12 protein-coding genes are annotated in these 15,112 nt (G+C 69.9%); 6 read left to right on the forward strand and 6 right to left on the reverse strand.

The window, feature by feature from the left end; all coding sequences use genetic code 11:
- The first annotated feature begins 80 nt into the window (after window positions 1–80).
- A complete protein-coding gene (locus tag CSW64_RS08695) occupies window positions 81–938 on the forward strand; it encodes a hypothetical protein (RefSeq protein WP_099621742.1) in 858 nt (285 codons plus the stop codon).
- Here CSW64_RS08695 and uvrA read toward each other — a convergent pair.
- Window positions 935–3,829 carry an excinuclease ABC subunit UvrA gene (uvrA, locus tag CSW64_RS08700; RefSeq protein WP_099621743.1) on the reverse strand — a complete coding sequence of 965 codons (2,895 nt, stop codon included), beginning with the start codon at window positions 3,827–3,829 and terminating at the stop codon, window positions 935–937. The genes CSW64_RS08695 and uvrA overlap by 4 nt on opposite strands.
- A 136-nt stretch (window positions 3,830–3,965) precedes the next feature.
- Window positions 3,966–4,394 (reverse strand): MerR family transcriptional regulator, encoded by a 429-nt coding sequence (locus CSW64_RS08705; RefSeq protein ID WP_099621744.1) that lies wholly within the window; start codon window positions 4,392–4,394, stop codon window positions 3,966–3,968.
- Between the two features lie 79 nt (window positions 4,395–4,473).
- Between CSW64_RS08705 and CSW64_RS08710 the strand changes: the two genes are divergently transcribed.
- From CSW64_RS08710 to CSW64_RS08720, 3 genes are all read left to right on the forward strand, one after another.
- Window positions 4,474–5,697 (forward strand): NADH:flavin oxidoreductase/NADH oxidase family protein, encoded by a 1,224-nt coding sequence (locus CSW64_RS08710; RefSeq protein WP_099621745.1) that lies wholly within the window; start codon window positions 4,474–4,476, stop codon window positions 5,695–5,697.
- 93 nt (window positions 5,698–5,790) lie between these two features.
- The gene (locus CSW64_RS08715; protein WP_099621746.1) at window positions 5,791–7,440 is read left to right on the forward strand and encodes an acyl-CoA dehydrogenase family protein; all 1,650 of its coding nucleotides are present in this window, start codon (window positions 5,791–5,793) and stop codon (window positions 7,438–7,440) included.
- Complete coding sequence (locus CSW64_RS08720; RefSeq protein ID WP_099621747.1) at window positions 7,441–8,556, forward strand: hypothetical protein; 1,116 nt, start codon at window positions 7,441–7,443, stop codon at window positions 8,554–8,556.
- Here CSW64_RS08720 and CSW64_RS08725 read toward each other — a convergent pair.
- Window positions 8,553–9,020: a DUF1203 domain-containing protein gene (locus CSW64_RS08725; protein ID WP_099621748.1), complete on the reverse strand. Its 468-nt coding sequence runs from the start codon at window positions 9,018–9,020 to the stop codon at window positions 8,553–8,555. The genes CSW64_RS08720 and CSW64_RS08725 overlap by 4 nt on opposite strands.
- A gap of 260 nt (window positions 9,021–9,280) precedes the next feature.
- Window positions 9,281–9,763 (reverse strand): group III truncated hemoglobin, encoded by a 483-nt coding sequence (locus tag CSW64_RS08730; protein WP_245863874.1) that lies wholly within the window; start codon window positions 9,761–9,763, stop codon window positions 9,281–9,283.
- Window positions 9,764–9,924: 161 nt separating this feature from the next.
- Here CSW64_RS08730 and CSW64_RS08735 point away from each other — a divergent pair, with 161 nt between their 5' ends.
- Window positions 9,925–11,538: an ABC-F family ATP-binding cassette domain-containing protein gene (locus CSW64_RS08735; RefSeq protein ID WP_099621749.1), complete on the forward strand. Its 1,614-nt coding sequence runs from the start codon at window positions 9,925–9,927 to the stop codon at window positions 11,536–11,538.
- Window positions 11,539–11,607: 69 nt separating this feature from the next.
- Here the strand turns inward: CSW64_RS08735 and CSW64_RS08740 are convergent, their stop codons facing one another.
- The gene (locus CSW64_RS08740; RefSeq protein WP_216361259.1) at window positions 11,608–12,018 is read right to left on the reverse strand and encodes a PaaI family thioesterase; all 411 of its coding nucleotides are present in this window, start codon (window positions 12,016–12,018) and stop codon (window positions 11,608–11,610) included.
- A gap of 39 nt (window positions 12,019–12,057) precedes the next feature.
- On the opposite strand from CSW64_RS08740, the gene CSW64_RS08745 reads away from it, so the two are divergent.
- Window positions 12,058–12,654, forward strand: coding sequence for a TetR/AcrR family transcriptional regulator (locus tag CSW64_RS08745; protein WP_099621750.1), 597 nt, complete (start codon window positions 12,058–12,060; stop codon window positions 12,652–12,654).
- On the opposite strand, the gene CSW64_RS08750 is transcribed toward CSW64_RS08745, so the two are convergent.
- Window positions 12,630–14,990: a membrane-bound PQQ-dependent dehydrogenase, glucose/quinate/shikimate family gene (locus CSW64_RS08750; protein ID WP_099621751.1), complete on the reverse strand. Its 2,361-nt coding sequence runs from the start codon at window positions 14,988–14,990 to the stop codon at window positions 12,630–12,632. The genes CSW64_RS08745 and CSW64_RS08750 overlap by 25 nt on opposite strands.
- Window positions 14,991–15,112 lie beyond the last annotated feature (122 nt).

A 15,112-nucleotide genomic window follows, 5' to 3' on the forward strand; every position in this document is an offset into this window, starting at 1 on the left:
CGGGCGGCCGTGCAAGCCGACGAGTAGGCGCCGCACGCGCTTCTGCTATTGAGGGCGCCGATCGAGCAGGGAGTACGCGCATGATTTCCATCACCGACGCGGCGTTCAGCGGGTTCCGCGCGGCGCGCGAGCATCCGCGGGCACTGCTGGTCTGGATCGCCGCCTTCTCGGTGTTGCTGTTCGCCTTGACCGCGATCGCGGTGTCGATGGGCGGACCGATGCTGATCCGCTTCCTTGAGCTGGCTCTGCAGCCGAACCCCGATCCCGCCCAAGCCACGGAGGTGATGGCCAGGATCATGCCGATGGTGCTGACCCTGATCCCGCTGCTCTGGGGGATGAACGCCATGGTGCAGACGGTGGTTTGCCGCGTGGTCCTGCGGCCGGCCGAGGGCCGCGCCGCATTCCTGGGTCTTGGACGCGACGAACTGCTCCAGCTGGCGGTGGTGATCCTGACGGCGCTGATCCTGTTCGCCGTCAACAGCGTGACGAGCGCGGCGGGCGCGATCTTGGGCGGCTTCTTTCAGGCGCTGATGAACGGCGCGGGGTTCTGTCTCTGGGTCGTGGTGTCGGTGAAGCTGTCGCTGGCCAACGCGGTCACCTTCGACACCGGCCGGATCGGGATCGGCGCCTCGTGGCGGCTGACCACGGGCCGGTTCTGGCCGATCCTGGGAAGCTACCTGTTCGCCATCGTGCTTTCGATGATCGTGTTCGTCGCTGTGATGGCGATCTTCTCGGCGGTCGCGGTCGTGGTTCCGGGGCTGAGGCCGGAGCAGGCGCCTGACCTGTCCTCGGTCGGAGCCTACTTCACGCCGGTGCAGCTCTTGTCGCTCCCGTTCGCGGGGGCGGTCGCGACGCTGACGTCGCTGATCCTCTACTGCCCGGCCGTCGAGATCTACCGGCAGCTCAAGGCCGCCGGCGCGGCGCCCGCCGCCGTCTAGGCCCGCTTCTTCCGCTTCTCGCCGGCTCGCTCGCGGTGCTTCTTCAGCACCTCGGCGAGGTAGCGGCCCGTCCAGCTTTCCGGCGTCGCGGCGACCTGTTCCGGCGTGCCGACAGCCACGATCTGGCCGCCGCCGTCGCCGCCCTCGGGCCCGAAGTCGACCAGCCAGTCAGCCGTCTTCACGACGTCGAGGTTGTGCTCGATGACGACCACGGTGTTGCCCTGTTCGACCAGTTCGTGGAGCACTTCCAGCAGCTTGCGGGTGTCCTCGAAATGCAGGCCGGTGGTCGGTTCGTCGAGGATGTAGAGCGTGCGGCCGGTGGCCCGTTTGCTGAGCTCCTTGCTGAGCTTCACCCGCTGCGCCTCGCCGCCGGACAGGGTGGTCGCCTGCTGGCCGACGTGGATGTAGCCCAGGCCCACCCGCTTCAGGGTCTCCATCTTGTCGCGCACCGGCGGGACGGCCTTGAAGAAGTCGGCGGCCTCCTCGACGGTCATGTCCAGGATGTCGGCGATGCTCTTGCCCTTGAACAGGACCTCGAGCGTCTCGCGGTTGTAGCGCTTGCCCTTGCAGACGTCGCAGGTGACGTAGACGTCGGGCAGGAAGTGCATCTCGATCTTGATCAGGCCGTCGCCCTGGCAGGCCTCGCAGCGGCCGCCCTTGACGTTGAAGCTGAACCGGCCCGGGCCGTAGCCGCGCGCCTTGCTCTCCGGCAGCTGGCTGAACCAGTCGCGGATCGGCTGGAAGGCGCCGGTGTAGGTGGCCGGGTTCGACCGCGGGGTGCGGCCGATCGGGCTCTGGTCGATGTCGATGACCTTGTCGAAGTTCTCCAGCCCCTCGATCTTCTCATGCGGGGCGGGGGCGTCGCTGGCGTTGTTCAACCGGCGGGCCGCGGCCTTGTAGAGGGTCTCGATCGTGAAGGTCGACTTGCCGCCGCCCGACACGCCGGTGATGCAGGTAAAGGTCCCGACCGGGATTTCAGCGGTGACGTTCTTGAGGTTGTTGCCGGTGGCGCCGACGACGCGCAGCACCTTCTTCTTGAAGATCGGGCGACGGTCCTCCGGCACGGCGATCTCGCGCGCGCCGGTCAGGTACTGGCCGGTGATGCTGTCGGTGTTGGCCATGATGTCGGCCGGCTTGCCCTCGGCGATCACCTGGCCGCCGTGGACGCCCGCTGCTGGTCCCATGTCGATGACGTGGTCGGCGGTGAGGATGGCCTCCTCGTCGTGCTCTACGACCAGCACGGAGTTGCCCAGATCGCGCAGGCCCTGCAGCGACTGCAGCAGGCGGGTGTTGTCGCGCTGGTGCAGGCCGATGGACGGCTCGTCCAGCACATAGAGCACGCCGGTCAGGCCGCTGCCGATCTGGCTGGCCAGACGGATACGCTGGCTTTCGCCGCCCGACAGGGTGCCCGAGCCGCGCGACAGGTTGAGGTAGTCCAGGCCGACGTCGACCAGGAACTTCAGGCGATCGTTGATCTCCTTCAGGATCCGCCGGGCGATCTCCATCTGCTTGTCGGTCAGCTGGCCGTCGAGCGACGCGAACCAGTCGCGGGCCGGGCGGATGGCGAGGCCGGAGACCTCGGCGATGTTCTTGCCGGCGATCTTGACCGCCAGGGCCTCGGGCTTCAGGCGGGCGCCGTGGCAGGCGTCGCAGGGGGTGTCGGACTGGAAGCGGCCCAGTTCCTCGCGCACCCAGCTGGAGTCGGTCTCGCGCCAGCGGCGCTCCAGGTTCGGCAGCACGCCTTCGAAGGGCTTGTTGACCTCGTACTTCCGGGCGTTGTCGTCGTAGACGAACTTGATCTTCTCGGTCCCGGTGCCCTGCAGGATCACCTCATGGGCCTTGGCCGGCAGGTCGTGCCAGGGCTTGTCCATCGAGAAGCCGTAGTGGCGCGACAGCGCCTGCAGCGTCTGGGTGTAGAGCGGCGACGGCCCCTTGGCCCAGGGCGCGACCGCGCCCTTGTGCAGGCTCTTGTCCTTGTCGGGGATCACCAGGTCGGCGTCGAAGGCCAGCTTGGCCCCCAGGCCGTCACAGACCGGGCAGGCGCCGAACGGGTTGTTGAACGAGAACAGCCGCGGCTCGATCTCGGTGATGGTGAAGCCGCTGACGGGGCAGGCGAAGCGTTCGGAGAACATGATCCGGCGCGGCTCGGTCTCGCCGTCCTTCACATCCGCCCACTCGGCCGTGGCGATGCCGTCGGCCAGCCGCAGGGCGGTCTCCAGGCTGTCGGCGTAGCGCTGCTCCAGACCGTCCTTGGTGACCAAGCGGTCCACGACCACGTCGATGTCGTGCTTGTACTTCTTGTCGAGCTCCGGGGCGTCCTCGATCGGGTACAGCTCGCCGTCGATCTTCAACCGCTGGAAGCCGGCCTTCCGCCACTCAGCGATCTCCTTCTTGTACTCGCCCTTGCGGCCGCGGACGACGGGGGCGAGCAGGTACAGCCGCTCGCCCTCGGGCAGGGCGGTCAGCTTGTCGACCATCTGGCTGATGGTCTGGCTCTCGATCGGCAAGCCGGTCGCCGGCGAGTAGGGGATCCCGACCCGCGCCCACAGCAGGCGCATGTAGTCGTGGATCTCGGTCACCGTGCCGACGGTCGAGCGCGGGTTGCGGCTGGTGGTCTTCTGCTCGATCGAGATGGCCGGCGACAGGCCTTCGATCAGGTCCACGTCCGGCTTGCTCATCAGTTCCAGGAACTGGCGCGCGTAGGCCGACAGGCTCTCGACGTAGCGGCGCTGGCCCTCGGCGTAGATGGTGTCGAAGGCGAGGGACGATTTTCCCGACCCGGACAGGCCGGTGATCACCACCAGCTCGCCGCGCGGGATGTCCAGACTCACGTCCTTGAGATTGTGCTCGCGCGCGCCGCGCACGCGGATGAAATTCAGCTGTTCGGCCATGACCTGTCGGGAACGCTTGAAGCCGGGGAGGGAGCCCGGCGCAACGACGATATGTAGTGCCCAGAGTCGGAATTAACACAAGAACAATGTGCGAACGAATGTCGCGGGCGCGCAACCTCGCACGGCCCTGCTGACATTAGATGTCAGCAGGGATCGGCTCCGGTTTTCGTAGCATGCCCATCAGCCGGTCGGCGTTCGCGTCGCAGGCCAGGCCGTCGGGCGAGGCCTCGATGCCGGCGATCAGAGTCAGCAGATCTTGGCGGACCGTGCGCAGGTGGACCTGCATGGCCTCGATCTCGGCGACCTTGGCCTTCAGGGCCCGGAGAAGCGCCTCATGATCGCGGGTCGCCTGGTCCCGTTTGGGCAGCAGGCTGCGGATCTCGTCCAGGGAGAAGCCCGCGCGCTGGCCGCGGGCGATGATCTGCAGCGTGATCAAGGTCTGGGGCGGGTAGTCGCGATAGCCGTTCAGTCGCCGCTCGGCTGGCTCGATCAGGCCGCTGGCCTCGTAGAAGCGGATGCGCGACGCCGTCAGGCCGCTCTGCAGGGCGAGTTCGCCGATTTTCATCGCCGGGTCTCCGATAGGGCTTGACCTTAAAGTGAACTTTAAGCCTAGGGTCGCAAGCCTCGTCAATGAGGTATGACCCGTGTCTCCCTTCGATCCTCTGACCCTGCCGAACGGCGCCGTCGTCCCCAACCGTATCGCCAAGGCGTCGATGGAGGAGAACATGTCCGACGCCGGCCTCGGTCCGTCGGCGGAGCTCAAGCGCCTGTATCGGGCCTGGGCCGAGGGCGGCTCCGGCCTGATCCTGAGCGGCAACGTGATGATCGACAGTCGCGCCATGACCGGTCCCGGCGGCGTGGTGCTGGAAGACGATGCGCGACTGGACGATTTCCGCGAATGGGCCCGCATCGGCCGGGCCGGCGGCGCACAGTTCTGGCTGCAGATCAACCATCCGGGCCGCCAGATGCGCGCCGACATGGGGCAGGAGACCCTGGCGCCTTCGGCCGTGGCCCTGGACCTGGGCGGGGCCTCGAAGATGTTCCCCATGCCCCGCGCCATGACCGAGGCCGAGATCGCCGAGGTGATCGCCCGCTTCGCCCGAACCGCCGCCTTGGCCGAGGCGGCGGGTTTCACCGGCGTCCAGGTTCACGCGGCGCATGGCTACCTGCTCAGCCAGTTCCTGTCGCCTCTGGCCAACAGGCGCGCGGACGACTGGGGCGGGTCGCTGGAGAACCGCGCCCGTCTGCTGATCGAGTCGGTGAAGGCCGTGCGGGCGGCGGTGTCGCCGGGCTTCTGTGTGTCGGTGAAGCTGAACTCGGCCGACTTCCAGCGCGGCGGCTTCGCGCCGGAGGAGGCGCGCCAGGTGGTCGAGATGCTGGCCGGACTTGGCGTCGACCTGATCGAGCTCTCCGGCGGCAGCTATGAAGCCCCGGCCATGCAGGGGGAGGCCAGGGACGGTCGGACCCTGGCGCGGGAGGCCTACTTCCTGGAGTTCGCCGGCGAGATCGCCGCGAACGCGACCGTGCCGGTGATGGTGACCGGCGGCATCCGCCGGCTGCCGGTGGTGCGGCAGGTGCTGGACGGCGGCGTGGCCATGGCGGGGATCGCCTCGGCCCTGGCGCTGGAGCCCGATCTGCCGAACCGCTGGCGGGCGGGGGAGGACCGCAGCCCGCAGCTGGCGCCGATTTCCTGGAAGAACAAGATGATGGCCGCAATGGCCTATATGGCGATGATCAAGGTCCAGCTTCACCGGGTCGGCGCGGGTCGGGCGCCGAAGCCGAAAGTGTCGCCGCTTTGGGCCATCGTCGGCGACGTCCTGCGGACCTCGAAGCGGACGAAGCTGTACCGGCGGCGGCTGGCTGCTTAGCACAGACAGGGGACACGCACACTGCGGGAGCATGTCCCCGGCCGAACCGCCCCGACGGTGGACTCCGGGCGCGGGTCGCGGTTCTCTGCCGCCATGTCCCGCTTCGCCCCCCGCACCCAGCTCGAGACCCACGAGGTCGCCAACCAGCCGCGGCCTCTGGTCGACGTGAACCTGTTCGACAGCGACCTCGCCCTGCGCGACGCCGCCGTGCGCGAGGGCGGCGGCTGGGTCGTCGCGCCGCTGTCGGCGCTGGGCGCGGAGGCGGGGTCCGAGGCGGTGCTGGAGCTGGGCGACCAGGCCAACCGCTATCCGCCCGAGCTGACGGTCTTCGACCGCTACGGCCGCCGCATCGACGAGGCGCGGTTCCATCCGAGCTACCACCAGCTGATGGACGTCGCGATGCGGCACGGCATCCACGATATCGCCTGGCGGACGGACGGTCCCGGCGGCCACGTCGCCCACGCCGCCATGCTGGCCCTGCTGACGGAGGCCGAGAGCGGCGTGCTGTGCCCGATCAGCATGACCTACGCCTCGGTTCCCGCCTTGCGCCACCAGCCCGACGTGACCCAACCCTGGCTCGACAGGTTGATCGGGGGGACCTACGACGCGCCGCTGAAGCCGGTCGCCGAGAAGCGCGGCGTCACGCTCGGCATGGCCATGACCGAGAAACAGGGCGGCAGCGACGTCCGCGCCAACTCGACCAGGGCGACCCCGATCGGAGACGGCCTCTACCGGCTGGTCGGGCACAAGTGGTTCTGCTCGGCGCCGATGAGCGACGGCTTCCTGACCCTGGCCTACGCCGAGGGCGGTCTGACCTGTTTCCTGGTCCCGCGCATCGCGCCGGACGGAAGCCGCAACGGCATCCAGGTCATGAGGTTGAAGGACAAGCTGGGCAACAAGTCCAACGCTTCCAGCGAGATCGAGTATCACGACGCCGTCGCCTGGAAGCTGGGCGAGGAGGGGCGGGGCGTGTCGGTGATCATCGACATGGTCCACCACACCCGGCTCGACACCATGGCCGGCACGCTCGGCATCATGCGCCGCCCGCTGGCCGAGGCGGTGAACCACGTCATGGGCCGCCGCGCCTTCCAGAGGACCCTGATCGACCAGCCGGCCATGCGCGGCGTGATCGCCGACCTGGCGCTGGAGTACGAGGCGGCGGCGCTGCTGACCATGCGCGTGGCGTCGGCCTTCGACGGCCAGTCCGAGGGCGAGCGCGCCTTCGCCCGGCTGGCGGTGGCCCTGGGCAAGTACTGGCTGACCAAGCGTTGCCCCAACTTCGTCTACGAGTGCATGGAGAGCCACGGCGGCGTGGGTTATGTCGAGGAGACGCCGCTGCCGCGCTACTTCCGCGAAAGCCCGCTGAACGCCATCTGGGAAGGCTCGGGCAACGTGATCGCCCTGGACGTCCTGCGCACCCTGCACCGCGAGCCGGCCGCCCTCGAGGCCTTCGCCGCCGAGGTGGCCACGGCGCGCGGCGCGGACGTCCGACTGGATGCGGCGGCCCAGCGGCTGACCGACCGTCTCGCCGGCTCGGTCGGCGAGGGCGACGCCCGCCGTCTGGTCGAGGATATGGCGCTGCTTCTGCAGGGAACGCTGATGGCGAAACACGCCTCGGCGCCGGTCGCCGACGCCTTCCTGGCCAGCCGCATCGGCGGCGACTGGGGCCGCAGCTTCGGCGCCCTGCCGGCCGGCGTGGACGTCGACGCCATCGTCGCCCGCCAGACGGAGCCCCTGGCCTAGATGTCGAAGCTTCTCCGCTGCGCGACCCTGATCGCCGCCATCGGCTTGGTCGCGGCCGCCCCGTCCGCGCGGATCGATCCCGCCCGTCTGGCCGGCTTCACCGACCTCTACGCCCCGCAGGTCAAGGGGAAGGACTACGAGCTGTATCTGGCGTCCTACAAGGGCGAGGATATCCGCGGGGACATCGTCCAGCGTCGGCGCGGCGACTGGGTCAAGGTCGAGGCGCGCGAGGGCAAGGGCCTCAATGTCCAGTACATCCACATCCCAACGGGCGTGGTCATCGAGCGCGCCGGCGACTTCCTGAACATCCGCTCCCCGGAGAGCGCCCCGACGCCGGGGATCGACTACGCCAGCAAGAAGACCAGCCGCTCCTGGACGGCCGCGGGCCAGAAATGCCGCATCTGGGAGGTCTATCGCGGGGTCGACGCCGGCTACACGATCTTCACCCGTTTCGGCTGCCTGACCGGGGACGGGATCGAGGTCGCCCGCTGGACGACCGGTCGCGCCGGCGGCGACGTCGGCGAAAAGACCACCGGCTACCACCTGGTGCGCCGCAAGCTTCAGGACGCGGACGTCCGGCCTTCGGCGCCGACGTTCGATCTTGCCGTCTGGCTGGCGGGCGCGCCGAAGCCGAGCGGCGCCGACTTCGAGGTCGTGCTGAAGGCCGAGCAGGGGCCCGAGCGGATGACCATCCGTCGGCAGGGGGACTGGATTTTCAAGGAGACGGTGAACGCGGACGGCTCACGCGACCTGTTCACCGACGGCGACGGCGGGGTCTCGATCAGCGCCCGCATCGGCGCGGGCGGCCGGCCGCTGAGCTTCACCGCCCGCAAGCAGCCGCCGATCGACCTGCCGCCCGACGTGCGGTCGCAGGAGCCCGGACGCGAGATCCTGGGTCTGAAATGCGAGTGGTTCACGCCGGCCGTGGCCGTGGCCGACGCCGGCTACGCCGAATGTCGGACCGCGGACGGCGTGATCCTGGCGGTTTCGCGAAGCGGCCGCGCCGGCGACGTGACCTACGTCGCCGACAGCGTCAGCCGGCGGCCGCTGGCGACCGCCGACCTGCTGCCTCCGGGCTGGCTGCTCGACCCGGCGCGCTGGGGCGCGGGCGTTTAGCGCCGGTCGATCCGCGCCGCGAAGCAGCCGCGCCGAGCGTAGTGGGCGTGCAGATAGGCGGTGTTCGGCGCGGCGAGCAGGCGTTCGATCAGCGGAACGGCGGCGGCGCCCTCGACGATCTCGGCGTCGATCATCATGTCCTGGGCGTCGAAGGCGCGGATGGCCAGCAGGCGGGCGGCCAACGCCGGCGGCAGGACGCCCTCGAAGCGCGCCGGGACGGTCGCGCCCTCGCGCACGAAGATGGCGTGGCGGGCGCGATACGGCGTGTCGGCGGACTGGTGCTCGTGGTTCAGCAGCAGCACGGTCTCGCCCGGTTCGGCGTCGTCCAGCGTGACGCGGCAGGGAAAGCCGGGTTTGGCGTCGGCGCGGTAGCGGATGGCGCCGGCGGCGGCGAGCGCGGCTTCGTCGGCATGGAACAGATGTGCGAACGGCTCCGGCGACAGGCCGGCGACGACGAAGGACATGGGATGGGCTCCGGTTGGTGTTTCCGGACCCTGAGGCGCGACCCAGAGCGAAGCGACCCGGTTCTTGCGCTACGGTTGAAGCTCGGTCGGGTCTTGGACTTTCAAAGTGTCAGCTGAGCCCTTTCCACCTGGTCGTCCCGGCGAAGGCCGGGATCCAGCTCGTAGGGCTGTGATTTGACGTGAAATCTCCTGTCGCCGAGCCTGAAGCTGGGTCCCGGCCTTCGCCGGGATGACCGGTAGAGAGTACGAACCCTACGGCGCTACCGCCGGTACCGTTCGCCGACGCCGAGCATGACGTTGTTGGCGTTGGCGACGCCCAGTTCCAGGCTCTCGGCGATGCGGCGCGCCCGGACCATGACGTGCTCCGCTCCGGCGGGGCTCAGCAGCTCGCGGGCGGTCGCCTCGAACAGCGCCAGCCAGCGGTCGAAATGCTCGGCGTCGACCGGCAGCCGCATATGCTTGGGCATCGGGCGGCCGTTGTAGAGGCCGGTCGACAGCGCCACCGAGCCCCAGAACAGCTTCATCTGCGCCAGGTGCGGACCCCAGTCGTCGATCTGGGCGGCGAACACCGGGGCCAGCAGGTCGTCGGCGCGGACCTTGTCGTAGAAGCGTTCGACCAGCTGGTCGATCAGCGCCTCGTCGATGCCGGTCTCGGCCTTGGCGCGGGCCACGGCGGCCTCGCGGCGGGCGCGGGCCTCTTCGGGCGTGTACGGGGTGGCGTGGAAGGGAAAAGGCTCGGTCACGGGCGGTAGATAGGGGCGATCCGGCGCCGGCGCCATTGCGCTTGATCAAACCTCGCCTATGTTCACCGCTCCGGCGCAGGGCCGGTCGCTGATGGAGGCTCCGATGATCGACAGGACGGAAAACCGCTTCGCCGTTTCCGCTTCCCTGTTCGTGAGCCCCCATGTCTACGCAGACCTTCTTCACCCTGGACTCCGTCTCCGCGGCCACGCCTGACGGCCGCGTCCTCTTCGACAATCTGACCCTGGCCGTCGGCCGGGAGCGCACCGGCCTGGTGGGGCGTAACGGCGTGGGCAAGACCACGCTGCTGCGGCTGCTGACGGGTGAGCAGATTCCCGCCGCCGGCGTTGTCGGACGCGCCGGGCGCGTCGGTCTGCTGCGCCAGACTCTTGAGCCGCCGCCCGGCGCGACCGTGGCCGACGGGCTGGGCGTCGCCCAGCCGCTGGCCGTCCTGGCTCGGATCGAGGCGGGCGACGGCGGACCGGCCGACTGGGACGTCGCCGACTGGTCGCTGGCGGGTCGCATCGAAGACGCGCTGCAGCAGGTCGGTCTGGCGGGTCTGTCGATCGATCGCCCCGCCGCCTCGCTCAGCGGCGGCCAACTGACGCGTCTGTCGCTCGCCGCCCTGCTGGTCGCCGAGCCCGACGTGATCCTGCTGGACGAGCCGACCAACAATCTCGATGTCGAAGCGCGCGGCCTCCTGATCGACTTCCTGCGCCGCTGGAAGGGCGGGGCGGTGGTGGTCAGCCACGATCGCGCCCTGCTGCGCGAGATGGACCGGATCGTCGAGCTGTCGACGCTGGGCGGGCGGGTCTACGGCGGCAACTATGACCTCTACCTGGAGCGGCGCGACCTGGAGCGGGAGGCCGCCGAGCATGATCTGGCCGTGGCCGAGCGCGACGCCGCCCGGGTTGAGCGCGAGGCGCAGCGGGCGCGAGAGAAGCAAGCCCGCCGCGACGCCGCCGGCCGACGGTTCGCCTCGCGCGGCAGCGAGCCGAAGATCTTGCTGGGCCGCAATGCCGAGCGGGCGGAGAACACCGCCGGCCGCCGGGAGCGCCTCAACGAACGCCAGCGCGAAGGGGCCGGCGAAACGCTGGCGGAGGCCCGCGCCGGCGTCGAGCGGGTGAGGGCCCTGGCCTTCGATCTGCCGTCGTCGGGCCTGCCGGACGGTCGGACCGTGCTCGCGTTCGAGGAGGTCGGCTTCGGCTATGGCGAAGAGACGCCGGTGCTGTCGGAAGTGTCTTTGAAGATCGTCGGGCCGGAGCGGGTCGCGGTGACCGGGCCGAACGGCTCGGGCAAGACGACCCTGATCCGCCTGGCGTCCGGCGCGCTGGAGCCGACGGCGGGACGCGTCGTACGGGGCGTGCGGTCGGTGCTGCTGGACCAGAAGGCGGCGGTTCTGCGCGACGAGGAGAGCATCCTGGACGGCTTTCGCAGGATCAATCCGGCGGCGACGCTGAACGACGCCCACGCCGCTTTGGCGCGGTTCCTGTTCCGCAACGCCGCCGCCCATCAGATGGTCGGTTCGCTGAGCGGCGGGGAGCGGCTGCGGGCGGCGCTGGCCTGCGTCCTGTCATCGCCGGAGCCGCCCCAACTGCTGATCCTGGACGAGCCGACCAACCACCTGGATCTGCAGTCGATCGAGGCGGTCGAAGGCGCCGTGGCCGGCTACGACGGGGCGTTGGTGGTGGTCAGCCACGACCGCGACTTCCTGGAGGCGGTCGGGATCGAGCGGGAAGTCGGGCTTTCCGCCGGCGCCATCCGGGCCGGATCGTAGCGGAGGGCCGGGACCCCGTTTCGGTCGAACGCCTGGGTCCCGGTTCGGCCTGCGGCCGTCCGGGATGATCTATTGAACGATCTGGAAGGTCGCGTTGGCGCGGGCGCAGGGGACGCCGTCGGCGGTGACCAGGGCGCTAGCGAAACAGAGGTTTTTGCCGCGCTTCACGACCGTCGGCTCGACCTGCAGCCACTGGCCGATCCGGGCGATGGCCAGGAAGTCGAGCGCCAGGTTCACCGTCACCAGGCCGCCCGCCTTGGCGATCCCCAGGCCGCAGCTGAGGCCCATGGCGTTGTCGGCCAGGGCGCTGATGAGGCCGCCGTGGGCGAAGCCGCGGCTGTTGGTGTGGGCTTCCGCGACCCGCAGGCCGAGCTGGAGGGCGTCGTCCGTCCGTCGGCTGAACAACGGCTCCCAGGCGTCGGTGACCGGGCTTTTGCGGGCGTGCGGCGTGAAGCCCTCGGGAACGGCGGTCATGGTCATCAACCTTCTATTGATGTAGACCAGTCTATATAGATTCCGATGCCAGCCCAGCCCAAACATCGCGCCGCCATCGTCGCCGCCGCCGCCGGCCTGTTCCGCCGCAACGGCTACGCCGCCACGGGGCTCAACGACATCGTCGCCCGCAGCAAGGCGCCGAAGGGGTCGCTGTACCACTACTTCCCGCGCGGGAAGGCCCAGATCGGCGAGGCGGCGGTCCTCGCGGCGGGGGCGCTGGTCCGGGACACGCTGGAACGCCTCGCGGTCGAGCAGCCGGACGCGGCGGCTTTGGTCCGGGAGTATGTCCGCTGGCTGGGGATCTGGATGGCCCAGTCCGGTTGGCGGGACGGTTGCCCGATCACCACCGTGCTGCTGGAGACGGCGGCCGAGGACGAGATCATCCGGGCGGCCGGACGCGAGGCCTTCGCCGGCTGGGTCGAGGTCCTGACGCGCAGGTTGGAGGCCGACGGCGTCGCGCCTGAGCGGGCCAAGTCCCTCGCCGGCGTGGCCGTCTCCGCCCTCGAAGGCAGCCTGATCCAGGCCCGCGTCGAGCGTTCCGAGGCGCCGATCGCCGCCGTCGGCGAGATGCTGGCCGAGCTGTTCGCCGCCGCCCGCTATCCCTTGGGAGGCAGGGCGTAGGCGATGACGTAGTCGCCGCGATCAGGCGACTGCCGCGAGCCGCCCGCGAAGACGATGACGAACTGCCGCCCGCTTTTCGGGGACAGATAGGTCACCGGCGTGGTCTGGGTCCCCACCGGCAGCCGTCCGCGCCACAGCTCCTTGCCCGTCGCCGTGTCGTAGGCGCGCAGGTAGTAGTCCAGCGTGCCGGCATAGAAGACCAGGCCCGAGCGGGTGGCCATCGGCCCGCCGACGGTCGGCATCCCGACGGGGATCGGCAGACCCATCTTGATCCCTAGCGGCCCGGTGTCGCGGACCGTGCCCAGTGGTGATTGCCAGACGATGCTGCGGGTCGCCAAGTCTATGGCCGTGAGCGTGCCATAGGGCGGCTTCTGGCAGGGGACGCCCAGCGGGGACATGAAGTTGCTCTTCGCCGCGCCGTAAGGGGTGCCGCGCTGGGGCGACAGGCCGTCGTGCGAGGCCGCGGCGCCGGCCTTGTCGGCCTGGGCGCGCGGGACCAGCTGAACCTTCTGGCCCGAGCGGGTGTCGTTGACGATCAGATAGCCGGAGCGCTCGTCGATCGCCGCGCTGCCCCAGTTCATCCCGCCATAGTAGCCGGGCCACTGCAGGCTCGGGATCTCGCCGGGCGCGGTGAACTCGCCATGGTAGCGCAGCTTGCGGAAGGCGATCCGGCAGACGAGCTGGTCGAACGGCGTGGCCCCCCACATGGAGGCTTCCGTGAGCGGTTCGACCCCGATCGCCGGCATGCCGACCGAATAGGGCTGGGTCCTGGCGGTCCAGTCGCCGGGCGCGGCGCCCTGCGGGACCGGCTTGTCCTCGACCCGGGCCAGCGGCGCGCCGGTGCGGCGGTCGAGCATGAAGATCTGGCCGCGCTTGGTGATCTGGATCAGCGCCGGCGTGCCGTCGGCCAGGTCGTAGAGCGCCGGCTGGGACGGAACGTCGTAGTCCCACAGGTCATGCCGGACGGTCTGGAACGTCCAGCGCGGCCGGCCGGTGGCGATGTCCAGGGCCACGATGGATGAGGCGTACTGCTCGTCGAACGGCCGCCGGTGGCCGCCGAAGAAGTCGGGCGTGGCGTTGCCGGTGGGGATGTAGACCAGGCCCAGGGCCGCGTCGAAGGCCGGGGTCGACCACATGTTCGGCGTGCCGCGGGTGTAGCTCTTGCCCTCCGGCGGCAGCTTCGTGATCGACGGATCGCCCATGTCCCAGGCCCAGACCAGCTCGCCGGTCCAGGCGTTGAAGGCGCGGATGACGCCGGACGGCTCGCCGACCTCGACGTTGTCGAGCACCCAGCCGCCGATGATGACCAGGTCGCCGACGACGGTGGGCGTCGAGGTCTGGAAATAGAAGCCGGGCTTCACCTCGCCCATGCCCTGTTTGAGGTCGACGGTTCCGGCCTTGCCGAAGCCGGGGCAGGGGGCGCCCGTCTCGGAATCCAGCGCGATCAGGCGGGCGTCGATGGTGGTCAGCAGGATGCGCTTGTCGCAGCTTGCCGCCGGCCGGGACGCGAGCAGCGGCGTCTCGTAGTAGCCGACGCCGCGACAGCGCTGCCACAGCGGTGAACTAGCCTTCGGGTCGAACTTCCAGCGCTGTTCGCCGGTCTCGGCGTCCAGGGCGTAGACGATGTTGTGCGGGGTGCAGACGTACAGCTTGTCGCCGACCTGCATGGGGGTGTTCTGGTTCTCGGCCCCGGCGTTCGGCGGGCCGCCAACGGGCGCGTCGCCTGTACGGAAGGTCCAGGCGACCTTCAGCTTGTCGACGTTGCCGGGATTGATCTGGGTGAACGGCGCGAACCGCGTGCCGCGCGGCGTGCGGCCGTAGTAGCGCCAGTCGTTTCCGCCGGGGTCGGGCGCCGAGGCCAGGGCCGGCAGCGGCTGCCGGGCGGGGATGATCGGACCCATCCGGAAGGCGTGTACGATCGTCCAGACGAGGCCGAGCGCCACGAGCGCGGCGACGATCCGGGTGGTCAGGCGGCTCGGGAAGGCGGGGCCGACGCGCAGATAGGGCGCCGCGAGAAGCACGCAGACCCAGATCAGCGACGGCGCGAACAGCCGCGACACCAGGGGCCAGAAGTCGAAGCCGACCTCCCAGACCGCCCACAGGATCGTGACGGTCATCACCGTGCAGTAGAGCCAGGCGCCGGCGCGGTTTCGAAGGGCGATGAAGGCGCCCGAGGCGACCAGCGCCAGACCGACGGGCGCGAAGTACCAGGAGCCGCCCAGCGAGAGCAGATAGAGCCCGCCGACCAGCAGATAGAGCCCCGCGAGCGCGACGACGGCGCCCAGGGCGAGGATGGCCAGCGTTCCGGCCAGGCCCGGACGTCCGTTGTCGCTCATCGTCCGGAGACTCCCTGTCGACACCCTGCGACCTTTGCGCGCGCCGCCTGGGCGTGCAATCGGGTCTCTCCCTGATGCCGCCGCGCGCAGCAGGCGAAGCCCCGCACGCCCGTGCGGGGAAA

It is taken from the genome of Caulobacter mirabilis (assembly GCF_002749615.1).
In the GTDB taxonomy this organism is placed as follows: Bacteria; Pseudomonadota; Alphaproteobacteria; order Caulobacterales; family Caulobacteraceae; genus Caulobacter; species Caulobacter mirabilis.

Coding starts and splice junctions, on each gene's coding strand:
- CSW64_RS08695 (WP_099621742.1), top strand. CDS start 81: ATGATTTCCATCACCGACGCGGCGTTCAGCGGGTTCCGCGCGGCGCGC.
- uvrA (WP_099621743.1), bottom strand. CDS start 3,829: ATGGCCGAACAGCTGAATTTCATCCGCGTGCGCGGCGCGCGCGAGCAC.
- CSW64_RS08705 (WP_099621744.1), bottom strand. CDS start 4,394: ATGAAAATCGGCGAACTCGCCCTGCAGAGCGGCCTGACGGCGTCGCGC.
- CSW64_RS08715 (WP_099621746.1), top strand. CDS start 5,791: ATGTCCCGCTTCGCCCCCCGCACCCAGCTCGAGACCCACGAGGTCGCC.
- CSW64_RS08720 (WP_099621747.1), top strand. CDS start 7,441: ATGTCGAAGCTTCTCCGCTGCGCGACCCTGATCGCCGCCATCGGCTTG.
- CSW64_RS08725 (WP_099621748.1), bottom strand. CDS start 9,020: ATGTCCTTCGTCGTCGCCGGCCTGTCGCCGGAGCCGTTCGCACATCTG.
- CSW64_RS08735 (WP_099621749.1), top strand. CDS start 9,925: ATGTCTACGCAGACCTTCTTCACCCTGGACTCCGTCTCCGCGGCCACG.
- CSW64_RS08740 (WP_216361259.1), bottom strand. CDS start 12,018: ATGACCATGACCGCCGTTCCCGAGGGCTTCACGCCGCACGCCCGCAAA.
- CSW64_RS08745 (WP_099621750.1), top strand. CDS start 12,058: ATGCCAGCCCAGCCCAAACATCGCGCCGCCATCGTCGCCGCCGCCGCC.
- CSW64_RS08750 (WP_099621751.1), bottom strand. CDS start 14,990: ATGAGCGACAACGGACGTCCGGGCCTGGCCGGAACGCTGGCCATCCTC.